General features: G+C 55.5%; 24 protein-coding genes and 1 pseudogene. 16 read left to right on the top strand and 9 right to left on the bottom strand.

Annotated features, from left to right (window positions below):
• The first annotated feature begins 22 nt into the window (after nucleotides 1–22).
• The gene (locus tag AC07NR_RS08820) at nucleotides 23–961 is read left to right on the top strand and encodes a FecR family protein (protein ID WP_475275235.1); all 939 of its coding nucleotides are present in this window, start codon (nucleotides 23–25) and stop codon (nucleotides 959–961) included.
• A gap of 155 nt (nucleotides 962–1,116) precedes the next feature.
• Here the strand turns inward: AC07NR_RS08820 and AC07NR_RS08815 are convergent, their stop codons facing one another.
• Complete coding sequence (locus AC07NR_RS08815) at nucleotides 1,117–1,725, bottom strand: type II secretion system protein GspJ (RefSeq protein ID WP_495078366.1); 609 nt, start codon at nucleotides 1,723–1,725, stop codon at nucleotides 1,117–1,119.
• Nucleotides 1,722–2,174, bottom strand: coding sequence for a type II secretion system minor pseudopilin GspH (gene gspH, locus AC07NR_RS08810; RefSeq protein ID WP_011334577.1), 453 nt, complete (start codon nucleotides 2,172–2,174; stop codon nucleotides 1,722–1,724). The genes AC07NR_RS08815 and gspH overlap by 4 nt, the downstream gene beginning before the upstream one ends.
• A 133-nt stretch (nucleotides 2,175–2,307) precedes the next feature.
• Here gspH and AC07NR_RS08805 point away from each other — a divergent pair, with 133 nt between their 5' ends.
• The 3 genes from AC07NR_RS08805 (at nucleotide 2,308) to AC07NR_RS08795 (ending at nucleotide 4,823) form a co-directional block, all read left to right on the top strand.
• The gene (locus AC07NR_RS08805; protein ID WP_495078365.1) at nucleotides 2,308–2,739 is read left to right on the top strand and encodes a type II secretion system protein N; all 432 of its coding nucleotides are present in this window, start codon (nucleotides 2,308–2,310) and stop codon (nucleotides 2,737–2,739) included.
• 126 nt (nucleotides 2,740–2,865) lie between these two features.
• Nucleotides 2,866–3,570 (top strand): DUF6602 domain-containing protein, encoded by a 705-nt coding sequence (locus AC07NR_RS08800; protein WP_495078364.1) that lies wholly within the window; start codon nucleotides 2,866–2,868, stop codon nucleotides 3,568–3,570.
• A gap of 221 nt (nucleotides 3,571–3,791) precedes the next feature.
• The gene (locus AC07NR_RS08795) at nucleotides 3,792–4,823 is read left to right on the top strand and encodes a hypothetical protein (protein WP_495078363.1); all 1,032 of its coding nucleotides are present in this window, start codon (nucleotides 3,792–3,794) and stop codon (nucleotides 4,821–4,823) included.
• Between the two features lie 353 nt (nucleotides 4,824–5,176).
• Here AC07NR_RS08795 and AC07NR_RS08790 read toward each other — a convergent pair whose 3' ends face one another.
• On the bottom strand, nucleotides 5,177–7,066 hold the full coding sequence (locus AC07NR_RS08790) for an ATP-dependent helicase (protein ID WP_495078362.1): 1,890 nt from the start codon (nucleotides 7,064–7,066) through the stop codon (nucleotides 5,177–5,179).
• Nucleotides 7,059–8,831 carry an ATP-dependent nuclease gene (locus tag AC07NR_RS08785; protein ID WP_495078361.1) on the bottom strand — a complete coding sequence of 591 codons (1,773 nt, stop codon included), beginning with the start codon at nucleotides 8,829–8,831 and terminating at the stop codon, nucleotides 7,059–7,061. Before AC07NR_RS08785 ends, AC07NR_RS08790 begins: the two co-directional genes overlap by 8 nt.
• 466 nt (nucleotides 8,832–9,297) lie before the next feature.
• Here AC07NR_RS08785 and AC07NR_RS08780 point away from each other — a divergent pair.
• Together AC07NR_RS08780 and AC07NR_RS08775 are read left to right on the top strand one after the other, a co-directional pair.
• Nucleotides 9,298–9,549, top strand: a pseudogene (locus AC07NR_RS08780) (hypothetical protein).
• A 473-nt stretch (nucleotides 9,550–10,022) separates the two neighbouring features.
• Nucleotides 10,023–10,409, top strand: coding sequence for a DUF6124 family protein (locus AC07NR_RS08775; protein ID WP_085730684.1), 387 nt, complete (start codon nucleotides 10,023–10,025; stop codon nucleotides 10,407–10,409).
• A gap of 682 nt (nucleotides 10,410–11,091) precedes the next feature.
• On the opposite strand, the gene AC07NR_RS08770 is transcribed toward AC07NR_RS08775, so the two are convergent.
• The 3 genes from AC07NR_RS08770 to AC07NR_RS08760 all read right to left on the bottom strand — a co-directional run bounded on the left by AC07NR_RS08770 (nucleotide 11,092) and on the right by AC07NR_RS08760 (nucleotide 12,752).
• Nucleotides 11,092–11,454, bottom strand: coding sequence for a DUF6124 family protein (locus tag AC07NR_RS08770; protein WP_096820019.1), 363 nt, complete (start codon nucleotides 11,452–11,454; stop codon nucleotides 11,092–11,094).
• Between the two features lie 412 nt (nucleotides 11,455–11,866).
• Complete coding sequence (locus AC07NR_RS08765; RefSeq protein WP_495078360.1) at nucleotides 11,867–12,340, bottom strand: hypothetical protein; 474 nt, start codon at nucleotides 12,338–12,340, stop codon at nucleotides 11,867–11,869.
• Nucleotides 12,341–12,479: 139 nt separating this feature from the next.
• Nucleotides 12,480–12,752, bottom strand: coding sequence for a hypothetical protein (locus AC07NR_RS08760; protein ID WP_495078359.1), 273 nt, complete (start codon nucleotides 12,750–12,752; stop codon nucleotides 12,480–12,482).
• Between the two features lie 421 nt (nucleotides 12,753–13,173).
• On the opposite strand from AC07NR_RS08760, the gene AC07NR_RS08755 reads away from it, so the two are divergent.
• Nucleotides 13,174–13,476, top strand: coding sequence for a hypothetical protein (locus AC07NR_RS08755; protein ID WP_495078358.1), 303 nt, complete (start codon nucleotides 13,174–13,176; stop codon nucleotides 13,474–13,476).
• A gap of 184 nt (nucleotides 13,477–13,660) precedes the next feature.
• Here AC07NR_RS08755 and AC07NR_RS08750 read toward each other — a convergent pair whose 3' ends face one another.
• Nucleotides 13,661–14,023 carry a DUF6124 family protein gene (locus AC07NR_RS08750; RefSeq protein WP_096820019.1) on the bottom strand — a complete coding sequence of 121 codons (363 nt, stop codon included), beginning with the start codon at nucleotides 14,021–14,023 and terminating at the stop codon, nucleotides 13,661–13,663.
• 663 nt (nucleotides 14,024–14,686) lie between these two features.
• On the opposite strand from AC07NR_RS08750, the gene AC07NR_RS08745 reads away from it, so the two are divergent.
• Nucleotides 14,687–14,908 (top strand): hypothetical protein, encoded by a 222-nt coding sequence (locus AC07NR_RS08745; RefSeq protein ID WP_495078357.1) that lies wholly within the window; start codon nucleotides 14,687–14,689, stop codon nucleotides 14,906–14,908.
• Nucleotides 14,909–14,976: 68 nt separating this feature from the next.
• Here AC07NR_RS08745 and gspI read toward each other — a convergent pair whose 3' ends face one another.
• Nucleotides 14,977–15,354: a type II secretion system minor pseudopilin GspI gene (gspI, locus tag AC07NR_RS08740; protein ID WP_495078356.1), complete on the bottom strand. Its 378-nt coding sequence runs from the start codon at nucleotides 15,352–15,354 to the stop codon at nucleotides 14,977–14,979.
• A 146-nt stretch (nucleotides 15,355–15,500) separates the two neighbouring features.
• Between gspI and gspG the strand changes: the two genes are divergently transcribed.
• From gspG to AC07NR_RS08700, 8 genes are all read left to right on the top strand, one after another.
• Complete coding sequence (gene gspG, locus AC07NR_RS08735) at nucleotides 15,501–15,959, top strand: type II secretion system major pseudopilin GspG (RefSeq protein WP_085610505.1); 459 nt, start codon at nucleotides 15,501–15,503, stop codon at nucleotides 15,957–15,959.
• Nucleotides 15,960–15,967: 8 nt separating this feature from the next.
• Nucleotides 15,968–16,921 (top strand): type II secretion system minor pseudopilin GspK, encoded by a 954-nt coding sequence (gene gspK, locus AC07NR_RS08730; RefSeq protein ID WP_495078355.1) that lies wholly within the window; start codon nucleotides 15,968–15,970, stop codon nucleotides 16,919–16,921.
• Nucleotides 16,918–18,063 carry a type II secretion system protein GspL gene (gspL, locus tag AC07NR_RS08725; protein ID WP_495078354.1) on the top strand — a complete coding sequence of 382 codons (1,146 nt, stop codon included), beginning with the start codon at nucleotides 16,918–16,920 and terminating at the stop codon, nucleotides 18,061–18,063. The genes gspK and gspL overlap by 4 nt, the downstream gene beginning before the upstream one ends.
• Nucleotides 18,056–18,601, top strand: coding sequence for a type II secretion system protein M (locus tag AC07NR_RS08720; RefSeq protein ID WP_495078353.1), 546 nt, complete (start codon nucleotides 18,056–18,058; stop codon nucleotides 18,599–18,601). The genes gspL and AC07NR_RS08720 overlap by 8 nt, the downstream gene beginning before the upstream one ends.
• Nucleotides 18,598–20,970, top strand: coding sequence for a type II secretion system secretin GspD (gene gspD / locus AC07NR_RS08715; RefSeq protein WP_495078352.1), 2,373 nt, complete (start codon nucleotides 18,598–18,600; stop codon nucleotides 20,968–20,970). Before AC07NR_RS08720 ends, gspD begins: the two co-directional genes overlap by 4 nt.
• Nucleotides 20,967–22,373, top strand: a complete 1,407-nt coding sequence (gene gspE / locus AC07NR_RS08710) for a type II secretion system ATPase GspE (RefSeq protein WP_495078351.1) — start codon at nucleotides 20,967–20,969, stop codon at nucleotides 22,371–22,373. The genes gspD and gspE overlap by 4 nt, the downstream gene beginning before the upstream one ends.
• Nucleotides 22,373–23,584 carry a type II secretion system inner membrane protein GspF gene (gene gspF, locus AC07NR_RS08705; protein ID WP_495078350.1) on the top strand — a complete coding sequence of 404 codons (1,212 nt, stop codon included), beginning with the start codon at nucleotides 22,373–22,375 and terminating at the stop codon, nucleotides 23,582–23,584. Before gspE ends, gspF begins: the two co-directional genes overlap by 1 nt.
• 349 nt (nucleotides 23,585–23,933) lie before the next feature.
• Nucleotides 23,934–25,043: a substrate-binding domain-containing protein gene (locus tag AC07NR_RS08700; protein ID WP_248740672.1), complete on the top strand. Its 1,110-nt coding sequence runs from the start codon at nucleotides 23,934–23,936 to the stop codon at nucleotides 25,041–25,043.
• Nucleotides 25,044–25,199 lie beyond the last annotated feature (156 nt).

Genomic DNA, 25,199 nt, shown 5'->3' with positions numbered 1-25,199 from the left:
AACCCGTCGAGTACCTGTGCGTTTGAACATCTTCCGTCTGACACCTGCCGAGCCCACGCCTGCCGAGCGTCTGCAAAGCGAAGCCCGCGACTGGCTGATCCTGCTGACCTCCGGCCGCGCCACGGTCGCCGACGCCCGAGCGCTGCGCCAGTGGTGCGCCCAAAGCCCCGAACACGCCCGCGCCTTCGAAGAGTGCAAGGCGTTGTGGCACCTGCTGCAACCGGCGGCAGAAGCGATGCAGGCGCCACGACGGTTCGGACGCCGGGCCTTTCTCGGCGGCGCGATTGCCGCATCGGCGGCGTTCTTGCTGGTGCGCGGCACGATCCCGGGCGGGTTCTCCGGGCTCGGCGCGGATTACATCACCGAAGTCGGCCAGCAACGCCGCGTCGAACCGGCCGATGGCTTGAGCCTGGAACTGAACACCCAGACCCGCATCAACCAGCGTTCGGTAGATGAGGGCGTGCAAGGCTTTGAACTGGTCAGCGGCGAAGTCGAAGTGCAGACCGCACGGCTGCCGATGGCGATGCAGGCCGGTGGCGGATGGCTGCGGGCGAGCAGGGCGCGGTTCAACCTGCGCAACCTCGATCAACAGGTGTGCGTGACGTGCCTCGATGGCGCGGTGGACGTGGAAGTCGAAGGCCGCAGCCTGCGACTGGAACCAGGCCAGCAACTGACCTACGACGCGCAACAGGTTGGCACCGTGCAAAGCGTCGACACGGCGGCGGTGACTAACTGGCGGCAGCAAATGCTGGTGTTCAACGGCGCGACCCTGAGCCAGATGATCGACGAGATCAACCGCTATCGCCCGGGGATGTTGCTACTGCTCAACCGAGAGCTCGGCCAGCGCCGCGTACAGGCACGTTTCTCCCTCGACCAACTGGCCGGCGTAGGCGCACTGATCCGCGATGCCTACGGCGTCAAATGCACCGAGTTGCCGGGCGGCGTCGTAGTCCTCAGCTAACTAACACAACCCCCACAAACACCATAGAACCCTGTGGGAGCTGGCTTGCCAGCGATAGCGGTATGTCAGGCAATGAAATGTTGGATGTGAAGACCCCATCGCTGGCAAGTCGAATCGTCGCACCGCAGCTCCCACAGGGATCTCAGTGAACCAGGTTATTGGAGTGGCCCCATCACTTGCCGGTACTTCTCCGGCCCTTGCGGTGTCTGCCGGGTCAACTTCACCTCCAACCCCAACGGATCCTCCCGCCGATTCCCGCTCAACTGCCGCCACCCCTTATCCATCTCCCAAACCCGCACCTGCAAATCACTCACCTCACCCAACACCGCCACCCCAGCCGTAGGCGCCGGCAACGGATACCGACTACGCGCCGGCGCCACCGCGCGATACAACGTATCCCCCTTTAGCCACCACCGAATCCGCTGCAACGCCCCCGGCTGATCCGCCGCGCTACGAATGATGTCCAGCCGAAACCCCTTGCTGTCACTGCTGCGCACCGTAACGGCAGGCGGCGCGGTCGCCGGTTCATCCTCGGCGCCGACCTTCTTCGGCTCCGTCAGCTCGATCCCGGCGCGCATTTCCACATCCCGCTGCATCTGATTCAACGCCCGCAACAGGCTGTCACTCTGCTCACCACTGGCCTGCAAATGGCTGTCGGCGCGAGTGACACTGTCCAGCCCCTTCCAGGCAATCAGACTGACCACCGCCATCAACAGAATCGCGACCATCACCTCAATCAGCGTAAAACCTTGTTGTCTGTTCATTGCACGCTAATCCGGCCCGAAGCATCGCGCAGCACACTCAACCGATTGAGCCCGTCAGACAGCGTCAACTGCAGCGGCGGATTGATCCACTCCGCGTTCAGCACCACTTTCTGCTTCGGCTCCACCCGCACTTCCAGCTTCGGACTCTGCCAGGGACGCGGCCGCAACTGCGGGTCCCGATCGAAATGATCAAAGCCCTTGCCACTGTCACTGCGCCGACTGAACCGAAACCCTTTGCCATCGCTCAACCACGCAATCGGCCGCCCATCGGCGCGGGCCTCAGCCTGGGCAATCTGCAGCAACTGCGCCACGCGCTCGGCGTCCTTGCGCAGCAACTGCAACGGATCGGGCTTGATACTCAGACTGATCGCCGCACTGGCGATCCCGATGATCACCAGCACCACCATCAACTCGATCAGCGTAAAACCCTGCTGCCTGCACCGGTTCATCGAATGCGCACTCCCTTGCGTCCAGCCCCGTCCCAAAAAACCATCCTGCACGGCCAACATGTAAGGCGTGTGAAATAAAACCGTGAGAATTGCCGCGTAGTCTGGTCACCGGGACTAAAAGGAGATTCAGCCCATGAGATTCACCGCACGCTTTTCACCCCCCCAAATCATCCAGGCCGCCGCACTGCTGGCCGCCCTGGTCGGCATCGCCACCTGGTCATCCCTGCTCCTGACCACCGCCGAATCCCACACCCCGGCGGCCACGCCGCAACTGCTCGCTGCGCGCAGCGATAACCCGGCGTTGCAGTGGTTTTCCAACCGCACGGCGCCGGTGGAGATCAAGGTGAGCGGGGTGATGGCGGGGAGTCGGGGGGCGGTGGCGATACTTAGCCTGAATGACGGGCCGCCTAGGAGTTTTTTGCAGGGGGAGCGGGTGAGTCCTGGGGTGAGGTTGGTGGCGGTGGAGGGGGATGGGGTGGTGATTGAGCAAGGTGGGGATAGGGTGAGGCTGGGGGTGGAGAGGTTGGGGGAGGGGGTGGAGATGCCGAGCCTCACGAGGCCATGATTTAATTGGGTGAATGATCACTTCCGGTCAGCGGAGCCATTGAGTTGTATTGGGTTTGGTTTCTTTGCAGCTGTCTACCGATTAGTAGACAATCCCGAAAACTATTTCCTTGCAGGGAGCAGGTCAGTGAAGCCACTAGTTGAATACTGTCATGGGGCTGTAAAAGCCCTAAATGCTCAATACGAAATGACTAAGGTGCTGGGGCACTCTGTCACAGCAGGTTCAGCGCGAGAGCGGCTTATTCAAGACTTCCTTCTTGCACATCTTCCGGAAATGACCAGCGTCGTAAGCGGAGTGATTATTGACTCGGAGGGGCGGCGTTCTAAACAACAAGATATTGTTCTGATGTTGAAGTCCATGCCTAGACTTCCATTTGCTAGCGGCCATGATCTCATATTTCAAGAAGGAACCGTTGCAACTTTCGAGATTAAAACAGATATAACGCCATCTGTCCTTGAGGCTGTGTTTCTCAATATTGAGAGCGTTAAAGCACTTTCTCCAAGTACGCTTGAAGGTGTGCAGTTGGGTGACTTGGATTGGCCTTATAACCGAATATTGAACGTTATTCTCACATATGGCGGATCTCCTTTAGAGAGCATTGAACAAACCCTGGTAGCGCTGCAAGAGGCGCGTCAGCCAGATGTTTACTTTGATTTAACAAAGGGAATTCTTGTGAAGAATGAAGGTGTTTTGTTTGGTGTGAGTGGCTCAGATACTTACCTTGCGTTCAATGATCCTGCCGTTGGCCTTGCACGCCTGCTTGCACTATTGTCTAAAGTTACAGGGCGCTTAGTGATGCGGGGGGTGCAGTGGGAGTCGTATATCTCATAGAGTCATCTAGGGGGACGAATGGGGGCGGATCTATTCCTAGTAAGTAGGTCGAGAACTCGGGGTGGTTTGATTTCCGAAAATAAATCTGTCCCCTTTGATGTTCATCTAAAAGCTAAGTTTGTGAAAATAATCTAAGTTTAATCGGTTGTGACGCGAAGCAAATCGAGTAGGGCGATATGACTTAACGGCTATCTAAGCTATGCTGGCGTTGGGAGGGGAAGATGTCGAGTAAGGCGGGGGATGGAATGAATTCAAAAGTAACGACTTTGCAGTTTGATCTGAATAATAGGTTTGTATCGACTAAAAGCTATGCTTCCGGACTTGTTGAGGCTATTAATTATTTAGCGCCTCATATGAATCTCTCGGAAAGAGAAAGTCTCTGCTTTAATAAGCTTGGTTTGAAGTCTGATAATGTTAGTGAGCAGGCCTATATACAGGCAGCGGTAGAGGTGACCGTGTGTGCTCATTTTGCGAGGTTCTTTTCTGATGGATTTATCTATGAAGATAAGGTCAATCCGCCGAAAGATGTAGACTGTTCAGTCCGAGTGGAAGGTTTTAAATATAATGTGGAGGTAAAGTGCGCCGATTTTTCTAAAAAACACGCGATAGATGAAAGTGATGGCTTTAAAATTGGATCGTTAGGCCGTCTTAGCGATTTCGATAATGTCGTAAAAGACCTGGAAAGCTTGTTTTTTAGCGGTGGCCATGTGCTGTCTCGACAGCGACATATGGATAATAATCTTAAAAGTTTTCTCGTTTCTGCGCATGAGAAATTCGCCCCTGTAACTCCTGATAATGAGTTGAATGTACTTGTCGTGGGGTGTGATGATGCTATGGATATGCAGAAGTGGTACTCTTATTTGTATGGTACGCAAGGGTTGTTCACGCTTGAGTCTTATGCAGATACAACTGCCTACGATAGAGTTGATCTCGTATTGTTAACTAATCTCTACCATCGCCATAAAGATCCAGCATTGAAAGATAAGTTGAGCGGGCATTGGCTGCTAAGTGAAGCATTCTGTATTTTGTGTCAGAACCCACAGTCTCCTAAGCCGGATAAGACTTTTATAGAGTTTTCTAGAACGGTGCGGCACTATAATAATGAACTTCAAGCTTACACTGTAGAGGGCGAGGCGCCCGATTTTATTCTGAATGGTTTGGCAATTCCAAGTTATGTTGTTAGTCGGCTTCAGTGTGAGGGTATTTATTGTTTTCAACCTTATGAGGCTGAGCCTCAAAGTCACAATGATTAATAGGAAAAATAAAAGAAAGAAAAGTTGGCTGATTTGTTGTTCACTAGGCATACGTTCCAAAAGGGGGGCAGTAAATAGATCAGTCGCCTTTGTTTCGTCCCTTTGATTCGCTTTCAGCCAATAGCAGTCATTCGATACGCCTTTGAAAATCGAGTCGATTCTGATTTTAATCGCGAAGTCATGGGTGTTTAGATTGTTGCAACCTTAAATGCGTGAGCTGAATCGAATAATTGTCAATAGGTTGCGACTTTCAGGAATAATGGCCTGATACTAATTTCCCTCGAAAAAATAACTCTATATGTCTGGTAATATCGTGCGGGCGATGAATCTAGCCCGCACCATGGGAACTTAAATCAGGATCTTAGTAATTCATCAACGAACCTTGAGCGTCGCTGAGGTTTGATATCTCCCCAAGGCATCAAACGCTTTCCAGGATGTGAAACAAAAACCCAACGCCTAGCGCGTGTTATTGCGACAAAAGCACTATTTCTTTCTTCCTCAACCGCTTCTGGTGTCACAGCACGATAATCCGGAAAAACGCCTTCACACATGCCCAATACAAAAACTATATCCTTTTCGAGCCCTTTCATCGTATGAACAGTACTTAAAGTTAGGCCCGTCTTATTATAAGGCTCACTGAGTTGACCTAACGCCATAGAGTTTCTAAACGCACCTAATGATTCTCCTAACCCTTTCTTTTTATAGGTCGTCCAGCACCCTCGAAATTCTTCGAGCTCTGCTAAAGATCGTTCAACTTCCGCCTCTTTTATTGAGGAGCTCGCAATCAGAGAGGATAAAGTGGCTGAAAAATTAACGCAAAGCTTGGGTATATTAGGAGTTTCGCTATCTAGTTCGTTGATAGCCAACAACAAATCTCCGTATACGCTAGAAAGCAGCTCACCTCTTGATCCAAGCTCTTCGGCCAAATCAATTAGCACGCCAGAATCACCCCAAGCCTGATTCTTATCAATATCTAAAGCTTCGCACAAGCGCCCGCCATCCAACCAATCTTTCGGATTCAACTTTAACCTTATAGCCAAATCAAGAATTTTTCCAAACACAGAGGTGGGTAGCTGAAGCCTCTCACCGCGCTTAACATAGTAGTCAATTCCTGCGTTACCAAGTGCTGTTTCGAGAGCTCGGAAAACAAATCTATTTCTACCAATAACCACTATATTTTCTAGTGTAATAGTCCCTTCAATCTCCTCATGAGTACCCGTAGATAATATATGGGTGATAGTGTTGGTAATCCATTTAGCTTCTGCGTCTTCATCGTCGCATGCCTGAATCTGAGCGATACCTTGCAGCGCGATAGTCATACCTAACTGAGAACCAGGACGCAATTTATTTGCCCACTCGATAACCGCCAAAGAACTGCGGTAATTCTCGATCAGTCTGTACTGCGACGGGGAAAAATCCTCCATAAATCGTTCGCATAAAAATTTTTTGGATGAGCCATTGAACCCAAATATCATCTGGTCTGGATCCCCAACAAACATTACGCTTTTTATTTTTCCTGCGGCTAAAACTTTAATGAACTCATACTGAGCCTTATTTAAGTCTTGAGCTTCGTCCACGCATATATGCTTATACTTTGCTCTGTAAATGTCCCCGCACCAACTTTGCTCTACTAAAATCTTATGTGCAAAAACTAAAATGTCGTCGAAGTCAATGCCGCCGCTCTCCAGGAGTGCTTCTTGATATTTTCTATATATAGACAGGAATAAAGAGTTGCTTGCGTGCCGTGATATAATTTCGACTTCTGTCAATAACGCACGCTTAATGAATGAAAACTCCTCCATGTATCGCTGAATTTCTTTTGTTCTTGATGCTGGTTTTTCGCCAATCCCCAGAAAGTTGTCGACATCAAGACCATCATCCACTAGTGACTGAATGAAGACTGCCTTTCTGTCCTCATCCCTTTCGTAAATATGTAACTCAGAGGGAAGGCCTATCGTGTGCCCATACTGATCAACTACTCTTTGCGCTACTGAGTGGATTGTGGATATCCAGCAGCGGTCGGAGTATTCAGGTGCATCCTCGAGGCGCGAGTTCACTTCATCGGCAGCTTTATTAGTGAAAGTCAGCCCGATTACACCATCTTTTTTTGTTGACCCTAAAATATGCCTAATGCGCTCCGTCAGGACCCTTGTCTTCCCCGAACCAGCCGAAGCAAGAACTTGCATACATGTATTGAGCGGAGCATAGACAATCTCAGCCTGTTTATCAGATAGCTTAATCATATCTTAGCCACTCTTTAATGTTATCAAAAGCCTCAAGAGCTGCACGAGGAATACGCTGTTCCTTGGTTCTTTCGGCAATATTCTGTATTAATATATCACCTAAAAAACCCGAGTATGACGCTTTAAGCTCTCTCATTTTAATTAATATATCAGGATCACGCAGCGCAGATAGCTCTCGATGTTTCGCACTTACCCAATTAATGTTTGTAGAACCTTTGGTTTCACACTTTACCAAGGCCTCAATGATTTCGGATTTTAGTCCCAAGGAGGTAAACACTTCAGATTCAAAGTCGTTTCCTTGGCTTAGATACGAGATGCCAAACAAATCATCAGCAAGTTCAAGGAGAGAGTCTTTTTTTATTTTGCTTATTTGTGCTTCTATTTCAAGCTGGGTGTTTCCGTCGTTATCGCTAACTACAAAGACAGGAATTCCCAAGCTACATGCAAGCTTAATAAATGGTGCATAGTTTTTTCCGCCTACGCTAATGCAGGATACGCCAATTTCACACATGGTGAAGCCAGAATAGATCTCAAAAAGGCTTGGTAAAACTTGTTCTTCTGTAACGCCCTCGCAAAGCACTATAGCTTTCGAAAAAAGTATATCGGCTCGCTTGTTTATTATTTCTCTCGAAAGCATGTGAACTTCATCAGGCGTCATTTTGTACGCTACCTGACTGACTTTGCATCCGTGTGGGGCTCGTGAAATAGCCCTGATATTCATGATGTCAGTCATACCCGCTAGGTAGGGCGAATGAGTGCTGACGATCACTTGCCCCGGACTGTCAGAAAGTTGTCGATACAGAGTGCGCTGTGCATTCGGGTGTAAATGAGCCTCCGGTTCTTCAGCAGTAATCACTGGAAAAAATGGCTCTGATTCTTCCTCGTGATTTCGACAGGCTATCTCGATGAATGCTTTTACAGTAAGGAGGGACGCCCAGCTTCGCGTCCCCATACCGTGATATTCCATAGAAAATGTATTTTCCGCGGATTCGCCGTAACTGACTGAAAAGTTCTTTGACAAGTCCCTTACTTTCTTGGGTAAAGGGTTGAGTTCGGCACTTCCCTCACCAGAAAATGATTTAGTAAGAGCGCTAAGATGTTGCTTCAAGAGCCTAAGCTCAGGGCTTTTTTCAACAGCTAGATCATTGACCTCGCGTATGAGCTCTTCTAATGCCAGAACTTCCTCCGCATCATAAACGACACCGGAAAGCAGCCTCCCTACGAACGAGGAGCGCTCTCGAAGTTCATAATGAATATCTCTCTGAGCTTCAATTGGAATTACAGGAAGGCACAACAGTCTAGAATTTAGCCGCGTTTCTTTATTTCTCTCGATCGCCCAGTTATCAAAAGCGTTCCACCTTTCTAGGGAATATCGAGCAGTTTCAAAGCCGCCTTTTATTAGATTTTTCTTCGACCTTGTCCGCAAAGCTACGAATTGCTTTCCATCTGCTTCTGCTTTGATTTTATCCCCAAACTCCGTTGCCCAAGCTTCGTTGAAGCTAGTAGCACGTAAATTAGAGTCGTCAACCGGTATGATCCGCACATCGACAATAATCTCAGTCGCTTCCTGTCCATTCTGGCCGATAAAAAAATCCTCATCACTTAAAAAGCGGGAGTAGTCCCCTACCGCAAGCTGTAAAGCTTTCAAAATGGAGGTTTTACCGGCGTTATTCGTGCCAAGCAACACAGTCATAGGCCGAAGCGAGAGCTCCAATGAGCAGATACCCCTGAATCCGGAAATTCTAACGAAATCTATCAGAATCATAAGGTACCTATACTCACGAAATGATTGATATTTTAGGAGATTGGCTGTTCAAAGCGTACTGTACGACCATCATGAATTGTGCTCCATCAAAGCCTACGATTGACCTCTCCCTGCACCTCATGAAGCGGCCGATTACGACGTAGAGCGCTCGTCAATTTTAGGCACTAAAAGCGACCGACAGGATTTTTTTGCTCAACTTTTTATAACTGGTTGTAGCACCTGAGCTTTTAGAAGGAACGGCTATGAATCAGCAGCTCCTTCTCCACTTTGAACCGGAGTTGAGCAAATCCGGAACGGATCAATGGAGAGGCTGTCCGCAGCCTAAACCATAAAAAACGCGGACAAAAAACGGAGACTGATTTATTTGCAGAAATTCGATTAATCCTCTTTCATGCTGAAAGCTATTCAGCCTCAAGCACCGGCGTCAAAGGAATGAAAGCTTCTGATCGCAGCAATCCTTGCCGCGATGACGATGTTCTACTTCAGCTACTACGAAGCCCTTGAGGACGGAGACATCGAGACCGTTGTCCTCATCAAGAAGCACCCTACGTTTCGGATGAAGTTCTACAACATCCACGCCAACGATGGAGAGATCAGGAAGATATAACGCCTGACAGCAGAGGAGCGGGGGTGGATTACTGATTACTGCTGGTACCGATTGGGAATCGACACAGACCTGAAAACTCAGGATGACGTCGAGATCTGCCGGCAAAAATAGAGCTGTTCATATGGCCTAGGTTGTCAGTTACGACTGGCAATCTGGGCCACTTTTCTCCATCTGTTGGGATAACGGGACGGGTCTGTTGAAGGATAAGTGACGGAATCAGGCCTCGATAAACACTTATGTTTAAAAAGACATCTCCAGACACTCTCTCAGGCTACATATCCTTGCGCCGTTGCCTACAGCTACGCCAGAATCCGCCGGCTTGTGCGCTTTGTACCTGGTCTTTATCGTCTACGTGTCGCTGGCAACCCAGCGACCGGGTTTAGCGACCCGACCAGGTATAAGTTCAACGACGCTCCCGTTTGTCGCAGATTTTTGCGATGACGATATGGTGGCTGTGCGTGGGAGACCTTCGGGTCTGCCGGGTCTTATACCTCTCGGTTCGCTAACCCGCGTACAGCTGCCACCCTTACTTGTTTAGCGACAGGTGTTGGTGGTTCCACCAGGTATAAAAATGGAGCTTCACCATGATCAAACCAACACCCAACCCGCCTGAAACCGACTCGGTTTCCCCCTACGAATCCATCGATTCCAGAAAACTCCACGAAGCCGCCGACCGCGCGCTCGACCATTACCTCTGTCCGCCCGGCTCCACGCCGCCCCCACGCAGAACCCGCGGGATGTATGCCGTGACTGCGGACAACAAAAACGAAGAACTGCTGATTGATGCCAGTGAAACTCTCGCTTCGGCCCAAACCATTGCCCAAAACATCGCCAGTCTGGTGCCGGCCTCGCAGCGTCGGGCGTTGGTGGGCATTGCGCAGTTGATCATGCTCGGAGAGTTGGCGGTGAATCGGGCGTTGGATAATTTGCAATTGCCGGTAAAGCAGACCTCGGGATCACCTGCTGATTAAGCTGGTATCAATTCTGGCGCCTTCGCGAGCGAGTCGAATCGTGAAAAAGGGGACTGATTCATTTCAATCGGTCCCCTTTTTGTTGCTTAACCCGCGTCGCCGCTATCTGGCTATGAAGGCGCATCCGGCAACTCGATAACAGCTTTGCGTCAGTGCCAGTCTCTAAAACAATGCATGCATTGGCGCGCACGCCAAGTCCTCGACTGCCCTCCGCAGTGTGGGCAGTGGGCAAGCTTTTGCTCGCACAGAGGTGACATTCGATGGCGGAAGTATTCCCAAACGATATCCGGATCAATATTTTCTCGACGGACTATCTCATCTACTACGGCTTGGTCACCCTTCTTGTGGAAGACCCCGATGATCGCTAGCGTTTCAACCGATGGACAGTAAGCCGTAATGAGCTCGCCACATCGATTACAAACACGTTGACCATGGCCGTTATTCATAAATTCGCTTCAGTATCGGGAATTGGATAAGTCCTTTTACTAGACGCTCGGAGCAGAGGCAACGGACGCTAATGGCCAAAAGGAGTAGACCGTGAATCGCAGAAATGGGTGATGTCTGAATCTGTCGTTGAAACGTGTCGGAAAAAACTGGACCGTCCCTTTAGCGGAGGCTGTCAGTTAGACCTGAAAACCTCGGCCATTTTCTTTCTAGCTATTGATCTACAGCTCTCAGCCGCTTACGTCTTCACCTCAACATGATCCAACGCCTGATTCACTGCCAACCCAGCAACCATAACCACCTGCGCAATACCCAATGCAGTCTTGCGATGCGCAGGCTCCAGGATCGCGGCGAAGTTGCTGAGCATTTCGCTGGCGGAATCGAGGGATTCGCTGGCGTTGGCCAGGAGGGATTCGCTGTTGTAGGCGGGGTTGGCCAGGAACATGGGGTCGTGTTTGGTGTGGCTGCCCATGATGCGTTGTTGTGGGGTGAGGTAGTGGTCGAGGGCGCGTTCGGCGGCTTCGTTGAGGGTTCGGGAGTCGGGGAATTTGTAGGGGGAGACCGGGTCGGTTTCTGGTGGGTTGGGTGTTGGTTTGATCATTGATGTAACTCCAGTACTGATTGAATTGGAGTCAACCACTCTCGCTACCAAACGAGGGGGTGGCGACCATACGCAGGTTGGTAGACCGGAGCACTGGAACCGGCGCTTCCGAAGAAGCCCTGAGCATGGCCACCATAAATCCAGTCGCATGAATGCAACTGCATGAGGTGACGCAATGCGTCAGCGCTGCGGGCTACCAAACCCGATCACTGTTTTTCAGTGACCCGGAAACGATAAAACCCGCACCCTGGACGCACAAGCCGGCGGATTCTGGCGTAGTCGTAGGCAATGACGCAAGGCGTTGTAGCCTTGAGGAAGTAACGGAGGGTGTCTTTAAACGAGCATCTGGGAGTTGGTTAAACAAATGGCAAAAGGAGGCCAATTTTCCTGTCCGGAATAACTCGGCGCTCCTTCATTCCGTCGTTCTCGTGATTTTTCTTGCGACGTAATAAATGACGCCTATCAAAAAGTCCTTGAGCCCCCACGCCCAAGCGCCCGCGAGCATGCAGATAACCAGAAAAGTAAAATACTGATGAAAGTCCGTGTAGGGCGCTTTTTGCGTGCTTTTTCCAACCAGTCCGAGGCTCACCAGGCTGATGCAAAAAGTACTCAAACACCGTAAGGCGAGATAGCAAAGGTCTTTGATGTTGGTCGTGTGCACCCAGCTTTTTGCGGATTCAGAAAACAAGGCAGACCGCACCAGATGAAACGCGCTTGCGTAGATGAAGCTCAGGCTTAGCCGTTGTGCCACATCAACGCCGGAGCTGAGGTAAAACTCCGAATAGAATTGGTCGAGAGAAATGCCTACCGGACGAAAGAGGTCGAGGAGGGGAAACAGGGCAATCCCACCGGCGAGATAGATAGCTACAAAAGCGATGATTTTCATCCCGCACTCCATTGCTTCGTAAACGGCATCGGTTGACGATTTTTCGGCTAGGGCAAGCCGATAGCATAGTCATCCTTGTCACATCCGTTTATTTGGTCTGGGAGCAATGTCTCCTACCTGACCATGTGCGGCGAAAGGTTCATACCTGGATGTCTTTTTCGAACGCCTGTAGTTGCCTTATCGGGTCCCAACCGCTCGGCGTCGCTTGCGCTTCGCTCCACCAGAGCATCCCGCTGGAGATCCATGATCTACGCAATTCAGCATGAGCCGCGGTCGTGTCGTCGTAGCCAAACTGCGTACCGCAGCACGGGCAGATGGCAAACGAAGAGCAGCCCAGTTCGTCGTACGGAGCCTCTTCAAGCCCGGTGTATCCACAAACCGGACAAAGATATGAAACGTTGCCTGCAATCATCCCGACTCCGGATTTCTGGCCTATAGATCTGTTGTCGGCGTGCTCCATGATCTCTGGAGCTTTATTCCGACTCTTTTCAACTGACACCCAAAACGTAAAGAAGGGGACTGATTATTTCCATAAAATAAATCAGTTTCCTTTGTTCCGTTGTTCCACCTTTGTTCCAGTACTGATTGAATTGGAGTCAATCCCCCTCGCTACCAAACGAGGGGGGCGACCATACGCAGGATCCCTCAGAGACTGTCCCCTTATCTGGTCCTTACCAATTTCTCTAAATATCTAGCGCGGCCTTGGCGTAGAAGCCATTCGCTGTAATGACTATCTCAAATACGTCTAGCTACCTGATATTTCTGACAGTTGGCATTAGTGCCCATCTGGGAGGACGCTTGAGGTGTACTTAAACATCAAAGGAAAACTCCATATGATCAGGAAGGTTTTAGTAACGGCACCCAGTATCGTAAGCGCAGGTGACCTCAAAAAAGGCTTTGAAAAAGCCGAAATTTCAGTGAGTAAGATTACTATTTGGTCGAGGAAACTTAGAATTGTAGAGGATGATCTTGAAAGAACCGAAGAAAGGGGCTCAAGCGAGGAGATTACGGCAATTATCGAAGTCAATGTGTCGAGTATAACGACTCCAATACCAGAGAAGATAAATCTAGGGCTGTCAATAAGCGACGAAGAATGTGAGGTTGATGTTGAGTTGCCGTGGTTGGAAGAATTCTGAGTAATTACAGCTTACCTTTTCCAAGGTTTCGCATAATGCGAGGGGCGTTATGGTACTCGCGACCAAACAGAGAGTCTAAAGCCGTGCTGGGAACAATTGCACTGTTCAATTGGCCGAAGTTGTTGGTTACAGCTGACAACCTCGGCCACTTCTTTCTAGCTGTTGAGCTACAGCGCTCAGCCGATCACGTCTTCACCTCAACATGATCCAACGCCTGATTCACAGCAAGCCCCGCAACCATAACCACCTGCGCAATCCCCAGCGCAGTCTTGCGGTGCGCAGGTTCCAGAATCGCGGCGAAGTTGCTGAGCATTTCGCTGGCGGAATCGAGGGATTCGCTGGCGTTGGCCAGGAGGGATTCGCTGTTGTAGGCGGGGTTGGCCAGGAACATGGGGTCGTGTTTGGTGTGGCTGCCCATGATGCGTTGTTGTGGGGTGAGGTAGTGGTCGAGGGCGCGTTCGGCGGCCTCGTTGAGGGTTCGGGAGTCGGGGAATTTGTAGGGTGAAACCGGATCGGTTTCTGGTGGGTTGGGTGTTGGCTTGATCATAGATGTAACTCCTCATGCTTCAAAAAGGGAGGCCATCCAATTTCGCTACCAAACGAAGGTGGCGGCCATGCTCAGGTTGGTAGACCGGCACATGAGGAACCCGGCGCACCCGAAGGTGCCCTGTGCATGACCACCATAAAGCCGAGACGAAACGACGCCGCGAATGGTGATGCTGTGCAACTCTCATGTGCGGGCTACCAAACCCGATCACTGTTTTTCAGTGACCCGGAAACGATAAAACCCGCACCCTGGACGCACAAGCCGGCGGATTCTGGCGCAGTCGTAGGCAATGACGCAAGGCGTTGTAGCCTTCAGGAAGTAACGGTTGGTGTCTTTAAACGTGTTTCGACGATTTAGTTAAACATATGAAATAGAAGGCGGCAATTTTTTCTGAAAGGACCAGCAGGAAAACTTAGAGTGCAGCAGTCAAAAGTTTTGGGGCTATCTGATTGTCACAAACTAATCCGATAGCTGGCGGTACACACTTTTGCAGTAAATAAAATAATGCTCTTTTCGGGAATATGTTTACTGGCTGGTAATTCAAAATCGATATAAAAGACTGTAATAAATGACAGTTGGCTGGAGCCTGTCGACCCTTGATCATGGTGCTTGTTGTCTAATGTTCTGGATAAATGAAACTTACTTTGTGGGAGGGGTTGCGATATGGGAACAACAGCAGAAGTTTTAGTGCGTAATGTGCCATCTGATGTGACTAGCTTGGTAACTTGGTTTCGGGCGCAGTACGGTTTTAACGTAATTTCCGAGAGCCGTATCGGTGAAGACTTTCGGGTGGTCTATGATTTAGCCTCGCCCAGAATGGCCACGGCCAACAAAGGAATTACCATCAATATTTCACATGTTGAATATCAAACCGAGAAGAGATGATTGACAAAAAGAGAGGCTGATTTATCTCGGAAAATAGATCAGCCCTCTCGTTTAAACAAACCCAATCTTCAGTCCTGAGGACTGTTCAGCAACGTCTCCAGCCTCGCCAACGCCGGCGTTTCATGGCTGCGATCAAACACATGCACACCAACCTTGAGCAACCGCCCATTCTCCGCCCCCCCGATCACCTGCTCACACCGCAACAACAACCTCCCTTGATCACACTCCATCGCCTTAACCCCCATCGGCAATTTCCCTTCCAACCGAAGTTCAGCCATCCGACTCTGCGCCGCAATCATCGCAATCGAGCGATCCCGCAAAACCCCGCTGCTCTGCGTCATCAACCCCGCCACACGCACAGCGGCGGACATGGCGACGGCGATGATCGCCAGCGCGACGAGCACTTCAATCAGGGTGAATCCGGCTTGCGGGGAGGGGGTGCGCATCGGGGGCTCGGGCAGTCGGGCAGCCCTTGACGCTAACGCCCGTGCTTGACGGCTTGACGACGAAAACACCCGAGGATTTTCAACATCCCTGACATATCTTCTTGCAACACTGCGCGTCGAATCGAATCAAGCCAGGGAATGACGAGATGGATATCGCGCAATTCAAACAGCCCAGTCGACCGAGCCGGATGCCCCGTGGGCAGCAGGGTTTCACGCTGATCGAGATCATGGTGGTGGTGGTGATTCTCGGGATTCTGGCGGCGATGGTGGTGCCCAAGGTGCTCGACCGGCCGGATCAGGCGCGGGCCACGGCGGCGAAGCAGGACATTGGCGGGTTGATGCAGGCGCTGAAGCTGTATCGCCTCGATCACGGCACTTACCCGAGCCAGAGCCAGGGCCTGAAGGTGCTGGTGGAGCGGCCGGCCGATGCGAAGAACACCAACTGGCGCTCGTACCTGGAGCGCCTGCCGAATGACCCGTGGGGTCGTCCTTATCAGTACCTCAATCCCGGCGCCAACGGCGAGATCGACATCTTTTCCCTCGGCGCCGACGGCCAGCCTGACGGCGACGGTGTGAATGCCGACATCGGTTCCTGGCAGTTGTAAGGCCGGTCATGAACAGCCAATCGAACCAGCAGGGGATGGCGATCATCAGTGCGCTGCTGATCGCGGCGGTGGTCGCGGTGATCGCCGCCGGCATGCTGACGCGCCAGAGCGTTTCGACCCGGGCGCTGGAAGCCGAACAACTGCGCGTGCAGGGCCGTTGGGTGTTGCACGGCGGGTTGGAGATCAGCCGACAATTGTTGTGGGATGCGCGGCAGCGCGATCCGTTGACCCGACTCGATCAGCCCTGGGCGCAGCGCTTGAACACCCAGGGTTTCGAGGGGCGGCTGGAGGACGAGCAGGGCAAGTTCAACCTGCGCAATCTGGTGGCCAACGAGCGGATCGATGATGCGCAGGTGCAGGCGTTCGAGCGCTTGTGCGAGTTGATTGGTGTCAGCAGCGGCTTGAGCCGCCGCATCAGTCAGCGGGTGATCGGCTCTTATCCGCACCTGTTGAATGCCCAAGTGGTGGACAAGCCTGTGGCGAAAAACACCTTCGACAGTGGGCGCGCCACGTCGCCGTCCGCGTCGCGCAAACCGCAATCGCCGACCTTGCCGATGCTGCGCACGCTTGACGATCTGCGCAGTGTCGACGGGGTCAACGATGCGGTTTTGGCGAAGCTGGCGCCGTACCTGACGGTGATTCCGGCGACCACCTGGCTCAACGGCAACACCGCCACGGCGCCAGTGCTCGCGGCTTATGTGCCGGGGCTGTCGCTGGAGCGGGCGCAGGCGCTGATCAATGAGCGTGACGCCGGGCGCTGGTTCGTCAATCGCGGGGATTTCGTCAATCGTCTGCGACTGCCGCAACTGGAGATCACCAGCGTCAAGGTCGGCATCACCAGCGACTGGTTCCGGCTGCGCGGGCAGGCGCGGCGTGATCAGCGGCGGGTCAGCCTCGATGCGTTGCTGCATCGCAGTCAGGATCGTTTGCCGCAGGTGATCTGGTCGCGGGTGGGCGTATGAGCCAGTTGCGCGTGAGTTTGCCGCCACTGGCGGAGCTGAGTCTCGACAGTGAAGTGGAGTGTGCGTGGCTGGATCGTCAGGGGCAGGTCACACGCCAGGAACGCGTGCGACTTGGCGCGCTGCCGAAGCAACCGCTGGTATGTTTTCTGCACCCGTCGGACAGCCTGCTGGCGAGCATCGATTTGCCGCCGCTGCCCGCGAACAAAACTGCTGCGGCGGTGCAATGTGCGGCGCAGGCCTTGATGCTCGGTGACAGCGCCGAGATGCACATCGCCCACAGTGCTCGCAATGAAAGCGGCCAGGTGCAGATTGCTTGGGTAGCACGCAAGGATTTGCAGTACCTCGGGCAATTCGGCTTGAACCTCAAAGGTCTGTACCCGGCGGCCTACAGTTTGCCGGTGATGGCGGGCGGCGTTGGCTGCCTGCACGACGATCATCTGTTGCTGCGCCATGGCCCGAATGCGGCGCAGGTGCAGCCGATGATTGATGAAGCGTGGCTGCTGGAAACCGGTCTGCCGGCGCACTGGATCGGTGATGGAGCGCCGGAAGCGGTGCAATCGATATTGACCGACACACAGCGAAACGCCGGCCCATTGCCGAATTGGGGCCTGCACGGCGGCCTTCAGCAACCGGGCACCGAGCATCGTGGTTGGGGCAGGGCGCTCGGTTGCTGTGCGCTGGCACTGGCGGTGTGGGTGATCGGTTTGAACCTGTACGCCGCCCGCGAGGCCGGGCAGGGCCAGCAGCTCAAGGCGCAGATGGCGCAGCGGGTGAAGCAGGCGTTCCCCGAGTTGCCGGTGATCCTCAATCCGCTGCAACAGGCCCGTCAGCAAATTGCTGCGCGCCAGCAAGGCGCGGTGGATGCGCCGGGGCAGGATTTCACGCGGCTGGTGTTGCAGGCTGGCAGCGGCATGCCGTCCATGGCCGGGACGGTGCAGCGGCTGGAGTTTGTCGACGGCGCGTTGCAATTGAGTCTGCTGCCGGAGGCCCGGCGTTCGGGCAACGACAAGGACTGGCAAGGCTCGCTGGCCCAGGCTGGCATCAGCATCAGCCCGAATGACGACGGCTGGGTCTTGCGTCCGGCCGGCGAGGCGACCGCCGCCACCGACAACGACGACAGCAGCGGAGCCGAAGATGAATAGCCCCTCGCTTGCGAAATACCGCGCCGGTTGGCAGCGCTTCAATGCTCAGTTGCAGGCCCGTTGGCAGCCGTTGGCCGTGCGGGAAAAACGCATGGTCGGCGGCATGGCGGCGCTGTTGCTGGGGCTGTTTGTGTGGGTGGCGTTGGTTCAACCGCCGCTGAAGAAGATCGCCGCCTCGCAAGTCGAAACCCCGAAATTGCGCGCCCAGGCCGAAGCGCTGGAAGTGCTGTTGCGCGACGTCAGCGTGCGCCCCGACGGGCAGAGCCTGGAGCAGTCGCTGCAACAGACCTTGCAGGCCAGCGGACTGGGCGGCCATTACCAATTGGCGGCCGCATCCGCCGGCTGGCAGTTGACCTTCGACGCCGCACCGGCCGACGCCGTGCTCGACTGGCTGCTGAGCCAACCCCGGAATTTTTCACTGCAAGTGGTCGAGGCCCGTCTGCAACGCGCAGACGACGCCGCGACCGATGACACGGCCGGCACTCTGTCGGGCACCGTACGCATGGATCAGGCGCTGGGCGCTAAGGAAGCTTCATGAAGGGGTCAGGATCCAAACGCATGGCGTTGCCGATGCTGTTGATGGCATTGAGCGCGTGCAGCAACACCACACCACCGAATCAACCGCCGCTGCTGGTGGACAGCGAACTCGGCCGGCCGCTGGCCAACACCCAGCGCAGTGGCGACGCGGTGCTCGACCGCGAGCGGGCGCAGGCTCAGGCCAGACCTGCGCCGAAGCAATTGCACAACATCACCGAACGCGCTCGCAGTGGCGGTTCGGCGCGGGGCACGACGTTGCCGGCCAATCCGTTGGGCGATCAACCGGTGACGCTGAATTTTGTCGACGCGGATATTCAAGCGGTGGTGCGGGCGTTGTCGCGCTCCACCGGCCAGCAGTTTCTGGTCGATCCTCGGGTCAAGGGCAATCTGACGCTGGTCTCCGAAGGTCAGGTGCCGGCGCATCAGGCGTACGACATGCTGCTGGCGGCGTTGCGCATGCAGGGCTTCAGCGTGGTGGATGTCGGCGGCGTGGCGCAGGTGGTGCCAGAGGCCGACGCCAAGTTGCTCGGCGGGCCGATCTACAGCGCCGACAAACCGGCCGGCAACGGCATGCTCACCCGCACGTTCCGCCTGCAATACGAGAACGCGGTGAACCTGATCCCGGTGCTGCGCCCGATCGTGTCGCCGAACAACCCGATCAACGCCTATCCGGGCAACAACACCATTGTCGTCACCGACTACGCCGAGAACCTCACGCGCGTCGCCCAGTTGATCCAGACCATCGACACCCCGACCGCCATCGACACCGACGTGGTGCAGATCCAGAACGGTATCGCCGCCGACATCGCGCCGATGGTCGCCGACCTGCTCGACGCACCGGGCAATGACCCGACCCAGAAAATCGCGGTGATCGGCGACCCGCGCTCCAACACCATCATCATCCGCGCCGGCAGCCCCGAGCGCACGGAGCTGGCGCGCAACCTGATCTACAAACTCGACAACGCCCAGAGCAACCCGAGCAATCTGCACGTGGTGTATCTGCGCAACGCCCAGGCCGGCAAACTGGCGCAGGCCCTGCGCGGACTGTTGACCGGCGAGAGCGACAGCGGCACCAGCGACAGTGCGCGTTCGGTGCTCAGCGCCATGGGCAGTTCCACTAATTCGAACGGTGGGCAGAACGGCCAGAGCGGCACGCAAACCAACGGCTCGACTTCAACTACCAACAACGGCAGCACCGGCGGCAGCTACGCTCAGGGCAGCAGCGCCACCAGTGGTAGCAGCAATGCGCAAAACAGCGAACAGAACGTGGCCTTCAGCGCCGGCGGCGTGACCATTCAGGCCGACGCGACCACCAACACCTTGCTGATTTCCGCGCCGGAACCGCTGTACCGCAACCTGCGTGAAGTGATCGATTTGCTCGACCAGCGCCGCGCGCAAGTGGTGATTGAAAGCCTGATCGTCGAAGTCGGCGAGGACGATGCCAGCGAATTCGGCGTGCAATGGCAGACCGGCAATCTGGCCGGTAATGGCGTGATCGGCGGCGCCAACCTTGGCGGCTCGGGGATAAACGTCAACGGCAAGACCAGTGTCGATGTGTTGCCCAAAGGTTTGAACCTCGGCTACGTCAACGGCACCGTCGACATCCCCGGCATCGGCAAGATTCTCGATTTGAAAGTGCTGGCCCGGGCGCTGAAGAGCAAGGGCGGTACCAACGTGCTGTCGACGCCGAACCTGCTGACCCTGGACAACGAAGCCGCGAGCATTTTCGTCGGTCAGACCATCCCGTTTGTCAGCGGCAGCTATGTCACCGGCGGCGGGGGCACCAGCAACAACCCGTTCCAGACCGTGACCCGCGAAGAGGTCGGCTTGAAGCTCAACGTGCGGCCGCAGATTTCCGAGGGCGGCACGGTGAAGCTCGACATCTATCAGGAAGTCAGCAGCATCGACGAACGCGCTTCGGCGGCTTCGACTTCGGCGGGGATCGTCACCAGCAAAAGGGCGATCGACACCAGCATCCTGCTGGATGACGGGCAGATCATGGTGCTCGGCGGTCTGCTGCAGGACGGCTACAGCCAGAGCAATGACGCAGTGCCATGGCTGTCGAGCATTCCGGGTTTGGGCGCGCTGTTTCGCAATGAACGTCGCTCGATCACCAAGACCAACCTGATGGTGTTCCTGCGCCCGTACATCATCCGCGACAGCGCGGCGGGCCGCAGCATCACCCTCAACCGCTACGACTTCATGCGCCGCGCTCAGGGCGGTCTGCAACCGGAACGCAGCTGGGCGATGCCGGACATGCAGGCGCCGCAATTGCCGACCGCTGCGCAGGGTGTGCCGGCAGCCGTTCCGACTTCCGGGCCGCGCGCGGTCATCAAGGCTGTGCCGATTGAAGCAGGCCCGCGGTTATGAGCAGCTTGCCTTACGCCTGGGCCAAGGCGCAGCGGATTCTGCTGCGTGACGGCGTGCTGACGGTGTGCCCGTCGACGCCGGGCTGGTCGATCAGCGAAGTACGGCGGCAGTTCGGCGCGGCGAAACTTGAGCGGGTGCGCGATGAGGAACTCGACGGTTTGCTCGCCACGGCCTATGCCGATACCGGCAGCGCAGCAGCGGTGGTCGGGGCGGCGGAAAACGAAGTCGATCTCGATCGCCTGATGCAGGACATGCCGGAAATCACCGACCTGCTCGACACCCAGGACGGCGCGCCGGTGATCCGCATGATCAACGCCTTGCTCACGCAAGCGGCGCGGGACGAGGCCAGCGACATTCATATTGAACCGTTCGAAACCCATTCGGTGGTGCGCTACCGGGTCGACGGCACGCTGCGCGACGTGGTCTCGCCGCGCAAGGCGTTGCACGGCGCGCTGGTGTCGCGGATCAAGATCATGGCCCAGCTCGATATCGCCGAAAAACGCTTGCCGCAGGATGGGCGCATTGCGTTGCGCGTCGCCGGGCGGCCGATCGACATTCGTGTTTCCACCGTGCCCACCGGCCATGGCGAGCGGGTGGTGATGCGTCTGCTCGACAAGCAGGCCGGACGCCTGCATCTGGAAACCCTGGGCATGGACGCGCAGGTGCTGGCCAAGCTCGATCACCTGATCCGTCAGCCCCACGGCATCGTGCTGGTCACCGGCCCGACCGGTAGCGGCAAAACGACGAGTTTGTATGCGGCGCTGGCGCGACTCGATGCGAGCACCAGCAACATCCTCACCGTGGAAGACCCGGTGGAATATGACTTGCCGGGCATCAGCCAGATTCAGGTCAACGCCAAGATCGACATGACGTTTGCCCTGGCCTTGCGTGCGATTCTGCGGCAGGACCCGGACATCATCATGATCGGCGAGATCCGCGACCTCGAAACCGCGCAGATCGCGGTGCAGGCTTCGCTGACCGGTCACCTGGTGTTGGCGACCCTGCACACCAACGACGCGGTGTCGGCGGTCAACCGTTTGGTCGACATGGGCGTCGAGCCGTTTCTGCTGGCCTCGTCGATGCTCGGGGTTCTGGCCCAGCGCTTGGTTCGACGGCTGTGCAATCAGTGCAAACAGGAAGATCCGGCGACGCCCGGCACCTGGCGCCCGGTCGGTTGTGCGGCGTGCAATCACACCGGTTACAGCGGCCGAACCGGCATTCACGAATTGTTCTGCATCGATGACGACATCCGCACGCTGATTCACCAAGGGGCAGGGGAGCAGGCGTTGCGCGCAGCGGCGAGCAAGGCCGGGATGTTCAGCCTGCGCGAGGACGGCGAACGCTGGATTCGAAGCGGTGCCACGGCGCCGGAAGAAATCCTTCGTGTGACACGGGACGCCTGATGAATCGCTATCGTTTTGAAGCCGCCGATGCCAGCGGCAAGATCGAATCCGGGCATCTCGAGGCGGACAGTCAGGGCGCTGCGTTTGGCGTGCTGCGCGGTCGCGGCTTGACGGCGTTGGCGGTGGAGAAGGAAAGCAACGTTTCCCAGCACGGCGGTGGTGGATTGTTCAGCGCCAAGCTCTCGGACAACGATCTGGCCTGGGCCACGCGGCAACTGTCGAGCCTGCTCGGCGCCAGTCTGCCGCTGGAAGCTGCACTGAGCGCCACGGTCGAACAGGCCGAGAAAAAACACATCGCCCACACCCTCAGCGCCGTTCGTGCCGACGTGCGCAGCGGCATGCGCCTGGCCGAAGCGCTGGCGGCACGGCCACGGGATTTTCCGGAGATTTACCGGGCGCTGATTGCGGCGGGCGAGGAGTCCGGAGATCTGGCGCAGGTGATGGAACGGCTGGCGGATTACATCGAGGAACGCAACAACCTGCGCGGCAAGATCCTCACCGCATTCATCTATCCGGGCGTGGTCGGGCTGGTGTCGATCGGCATCGTGATTTTCCTGCTCAGCTACGTGGTGCCGCAGGTGGTCAGCGCGTTTTCTCAGGCGCGGCAGGATCTGCCGGGGCTGACGCTGGCGATGCTCAATGCCAGTGATTTCATCCGCGCGTGGGGCTGGTTGTGCGCAGGCATCATGGCCGGTGCCTTCTGGAGCTGGCGTCTGTATCTGCGCAATCCGGCGGCGCGATTGAGTTGGCATCATCGGGTGCTGAAGCTGCCGCTGATCGGGCGGTTTGTGCTGGGGCTGAACACCGCACGGTTCGCCTCGACGCTGGCGATTCTCGGCGGCGCCGGGGTGCCGTTGTTGCGGGCACTGGAGGCGGCGCGGCAGACCTTGTCCAATGATCGTCTGAGCCTGAGCGTGAATGAGGCCACCGCCAAGGTGCGCGAGGGCGTCAACCTGGCGGCGGCGCTGAAAGTGGAGAACGTATTCCCGCCGGTGCTGATTCACCTGATCGCCAGCGGCGAGAAAACCGGTGCGCTGCCGCCGATGCTCGAGCGTGCGGCACAAACCCTGTCCCGCGATATCGAACGCCGGGCGATGGGCATGACCGCATTGCTGGAGCCGCTGATGATTGTGGTAATGGGCGGGGTGGTGTTGGTGATCGTCATGGCGGTGCTGCTGCCGATCATCGAGATCAATCAGCTGGTGCAGTAAACTTTTCCAATCTTTTTTCCTCTCGTCCAACTATCACCCGAGCGCGGAAGCAACCGTCCTCGGGTTCTCCTTTCTGTCATCTGCAACGGCCCTTCAAGGGCTGTGGCCGATTCCCTCGAAAAGCCCGCCGCAGACACTCCGGATAACCAGCAGAACACCCGAGAAAATCCCTCGAAAATCACCTCGCACCTCCCGAGGTTTTTTCCTTTATCTGTCACCGGAAACTGCGAATTTCTCAGTGCGACTTAACCACGGACCCCGCTTGCGAAGGTCAGCGGTGAGTCCTCCCAGTGTCATGCAAGCAATCCGAAAACCTGTGTTCCCAACCTAGTTGAAAAGGAGATTCTTCATGTTCAAGCGCACTCTGATCGCAGCTTCCCTGACCGTCGCTGCCCTGGCTTCCGCCCAGGCCATGGCCGCCAACGTAACCGGTGGTGGCGCGACTCTGCCTGCTGCTCTGTACAAAGGCTCTAGCAACAGCATCCTGCCAGCCAACTTCACCTACGCCGGCACCGGTAGCGGCACTGGCAAGACCGCTTTCCTGACCAACAACTCGGCTCTGTTCAGCGCCACCGGTTCGGTACACTTCGCCGGTAGCGACTCGATCCTCAGCGCCTCGGAAATCAGCACCTACAACACCAACTTCGGTGCTTCGTACGGCCCGCTGATCCAACTGCCATCGGTCGCCACTTCGGTCGCCATCCCTTACAAAAAGGCCGGCCAGACCGCTCTGAACCTGACCAGCCAGCAGCTGTGCGACGTGTTCTCGGGTACTGCAACCACTTGGGGTCAACTGCTGGGCAACTCCGATGCCACCCCGGTTCGTGTGGTTTACCGCACCACTTCCAGCGGCACTTCGGAAATCCTCACCCGTCACCTGAACAACGTCTGCAACACCAAGTTCTCGGTCAACTCGACCTTCGCCAACTCGCTGCTGCCAGCCGGTACCGCGTTGCCATCGAGCTTTGTCGGCGTTGCCAACACTGCTGACGTCGCTGTTGCGGTGAACGCGGTTGACGGTTCCATCGGTTATGTCGGTCCGGACGGCGTGAACGCCAGCAGCAACGCTGTGGTATCGCGCGTCAACGGCGTGCAGCCGACCCCGGGTAACGTGACCACCGCACTGTCTTCGGTTGCCTTGCCAACCACACCGTCCAACCCTGCCCAGTGGGCACCGGTTGTCGCCAACCCATCCAGCGGTTACCCGATCGCTGCCTACACCAACCTGATCTTCGGCCAGTGCTACAAGGATGCAACCGTGGCCGCTGACATCAAATCCTTCCTGACCACTCACTACAGCGTGCCGGGCAACGCTGCAGCGACCATCAGCCACGGCTTCAGCGTTGTTCCGACCAACTGGAAAAACGCCGTTACCGCCAACTTCATCACCAACACCAGCGGCAACAACCTGGACATCAACAACGCCAGCGTGTGCAACGCTATCGGTCGTCCTTTGTAAGCTTCGCGTTAACCCGCAACACGAATGGCAGCCCTTCGGGGCTGCCATTTTTTTTGCTCGTCACGGATGGCCGGGGCGGGCAATTACACCTCAATCATGAAGTTTGTGTGACATCGGTTCGGTCGCGTCCCTCGCCAACCGCCTATGTCGTAACAG

This window comes from Pseudomonas sp. GW821-FHT09C09 (assembly GCF_059418105.1).
The sequence above is the reverse complement of the archived record's forward strand: the minus strand, read 5'-3'. Positions and strand labels throughout refer to the sequence as shown.

Coding starts and splice junctions, on each gene's coding strand:
- gspL (WP_495078354.1), top strand. CDS start 16,918: ATGAGCCAGTTGCGCGTGAGTTTGCCGCCACTGGCGGAGCTGAGTCTC.
- AC07NR_RS08790 (WP_495078362.1), bottom strand. CDS start 7,066: ATGATTAAGCTATCTGATAAACAGGCTGAGATTGTCTATGCTCCGCTC.
- gspG (WP_085610505.1), top strand. CDS start 15,501: ATGGATATCGCGCAATTCAAACAGCCCAGTCGACCGAGCCGGATGCCC.
- gspE (WP_495078351.1), top strand. CDS start 20,967: ATGAGCAGCTTGCCTTACGCCTGGGCCAAGGCGCAGCGGATTCTGCTG.
- AC07NR_RS08775 (WP_085730684.1), top strand. CDS start 10,023: ATGATCAAACCAACACCCAACCCGCCTGAAACCGACTCGGTTTCCCCC.
- AC07NR_RS08765 (WP_495078360.1), bottom strand. CDS start 12,340: ATGAAAATCATCGCTTTTGTAGCTATCTATCTCGCCGGTGGGATTGCC.
- AC07NR_RS08755 (WP_495078358.1), top strand. CDS start 13,174: ATGATCAGGAAGGTTTTAGTAACGGCACCCAGTATCGTAAGCGCAGGT.
- gspF (WP_495078350.1), top strand. CDS start 22,373: ATGAATCGCTATCGTTTTGAAGCCGCCGATGCCAGCGGCAAGATCGAA.
- AC07NR_RS08805 (WP_495078365.1), top strand. CDS start 2,308: ATGAGATTCACCGCACGCTTTTCACCCCCCCAAATCATCCAGGCCGCC.
- AC07NR_RS08785 (WP_495078361.1), bottom strand. CDS start 8,831: ATGATTCTGATAGATTTCGTTAGAATTTCCGGATTCAGGGGTATCTGC.
- AC07NR_RS08750 (WP_096820019.1), bottom strand. CDS start 14,023: ATGATCAAGCCAACACCCAACCCACCAGAAACCGATCCGGTTTCACCC.
- gspH (WP_011334577.1), bottom strand. CDS start 2,174: ATGAACCGGTGCAGGCAGCAGGGTTTTACGCTGATCGAGTTGATGGTG.
- AC07NR_RS08720 (WP_495078353.1), top strand. CDS start 18,056: ATGAATAGCCCCTCGCTTGCGAAATACCGCGCCGGTTGGCAGCGCTTC.
- gspK (WP_495078355.1), top strand. CDS start 15,968: ATGAACAGCCAATCGAACCAGCAGGGGATGGCGATCATCAGTGCGCTG.
- gspI (WP_495078356.1), bottom strand. CDS start 15,354: ATGCGCACCCCCTCCCCGCAAGCCGGATTCACCCTGATTGAAGTGCTC.
- AC07NR_RS08815 (WP_495078366.1), bottom strand. CDS start 1,725: ATGAACAGACAACAAGGTTTTACGCTGATTGAGGTGATGGTCGCGATT.
- AC07NR_RS08760 (WP_495078359.1), bottom strand. CDS start 12,752: ATGATTGCAGGCAACGTTTCATATCTTTGTCCGGTTTGTGGATACACC.
- AC07NR_RS08700 (WP_248740672.1), top strand. CDS start 23,934: ATGTTCAAGCGCACTCTGATCGCAGCTTCCCTGACCGTCGCTGCCCTG.
- AC07NR_RS08795 (WP_495078363.1), top strand. CDS start 3,792: ATGTCGAGTAAGGCGGGGGATGGAATGAATTCAAAAGTAACGACTTTG.
- gspD (WP_495078352.1), top strand. CDS start 18,598: ATGAAGGGGTCAGGATCCAAACGCATGGCGTTGCCGATGCTGTTGATG.
- AC07NR_RS08745 (WP_495078357.1), top strand. CDS start 14,687: ATGGGAACAACAGCAGAAGTTTTAGTGCGTAATGTGCCATCTGATGTG.
- AC07NR_RS08770 (WP_096820019.1), bottom strand. CDS start 11,454: ATGATCAAACCAACACCCAACCCACCAGAAACCGACCCGGTCTCCCCC.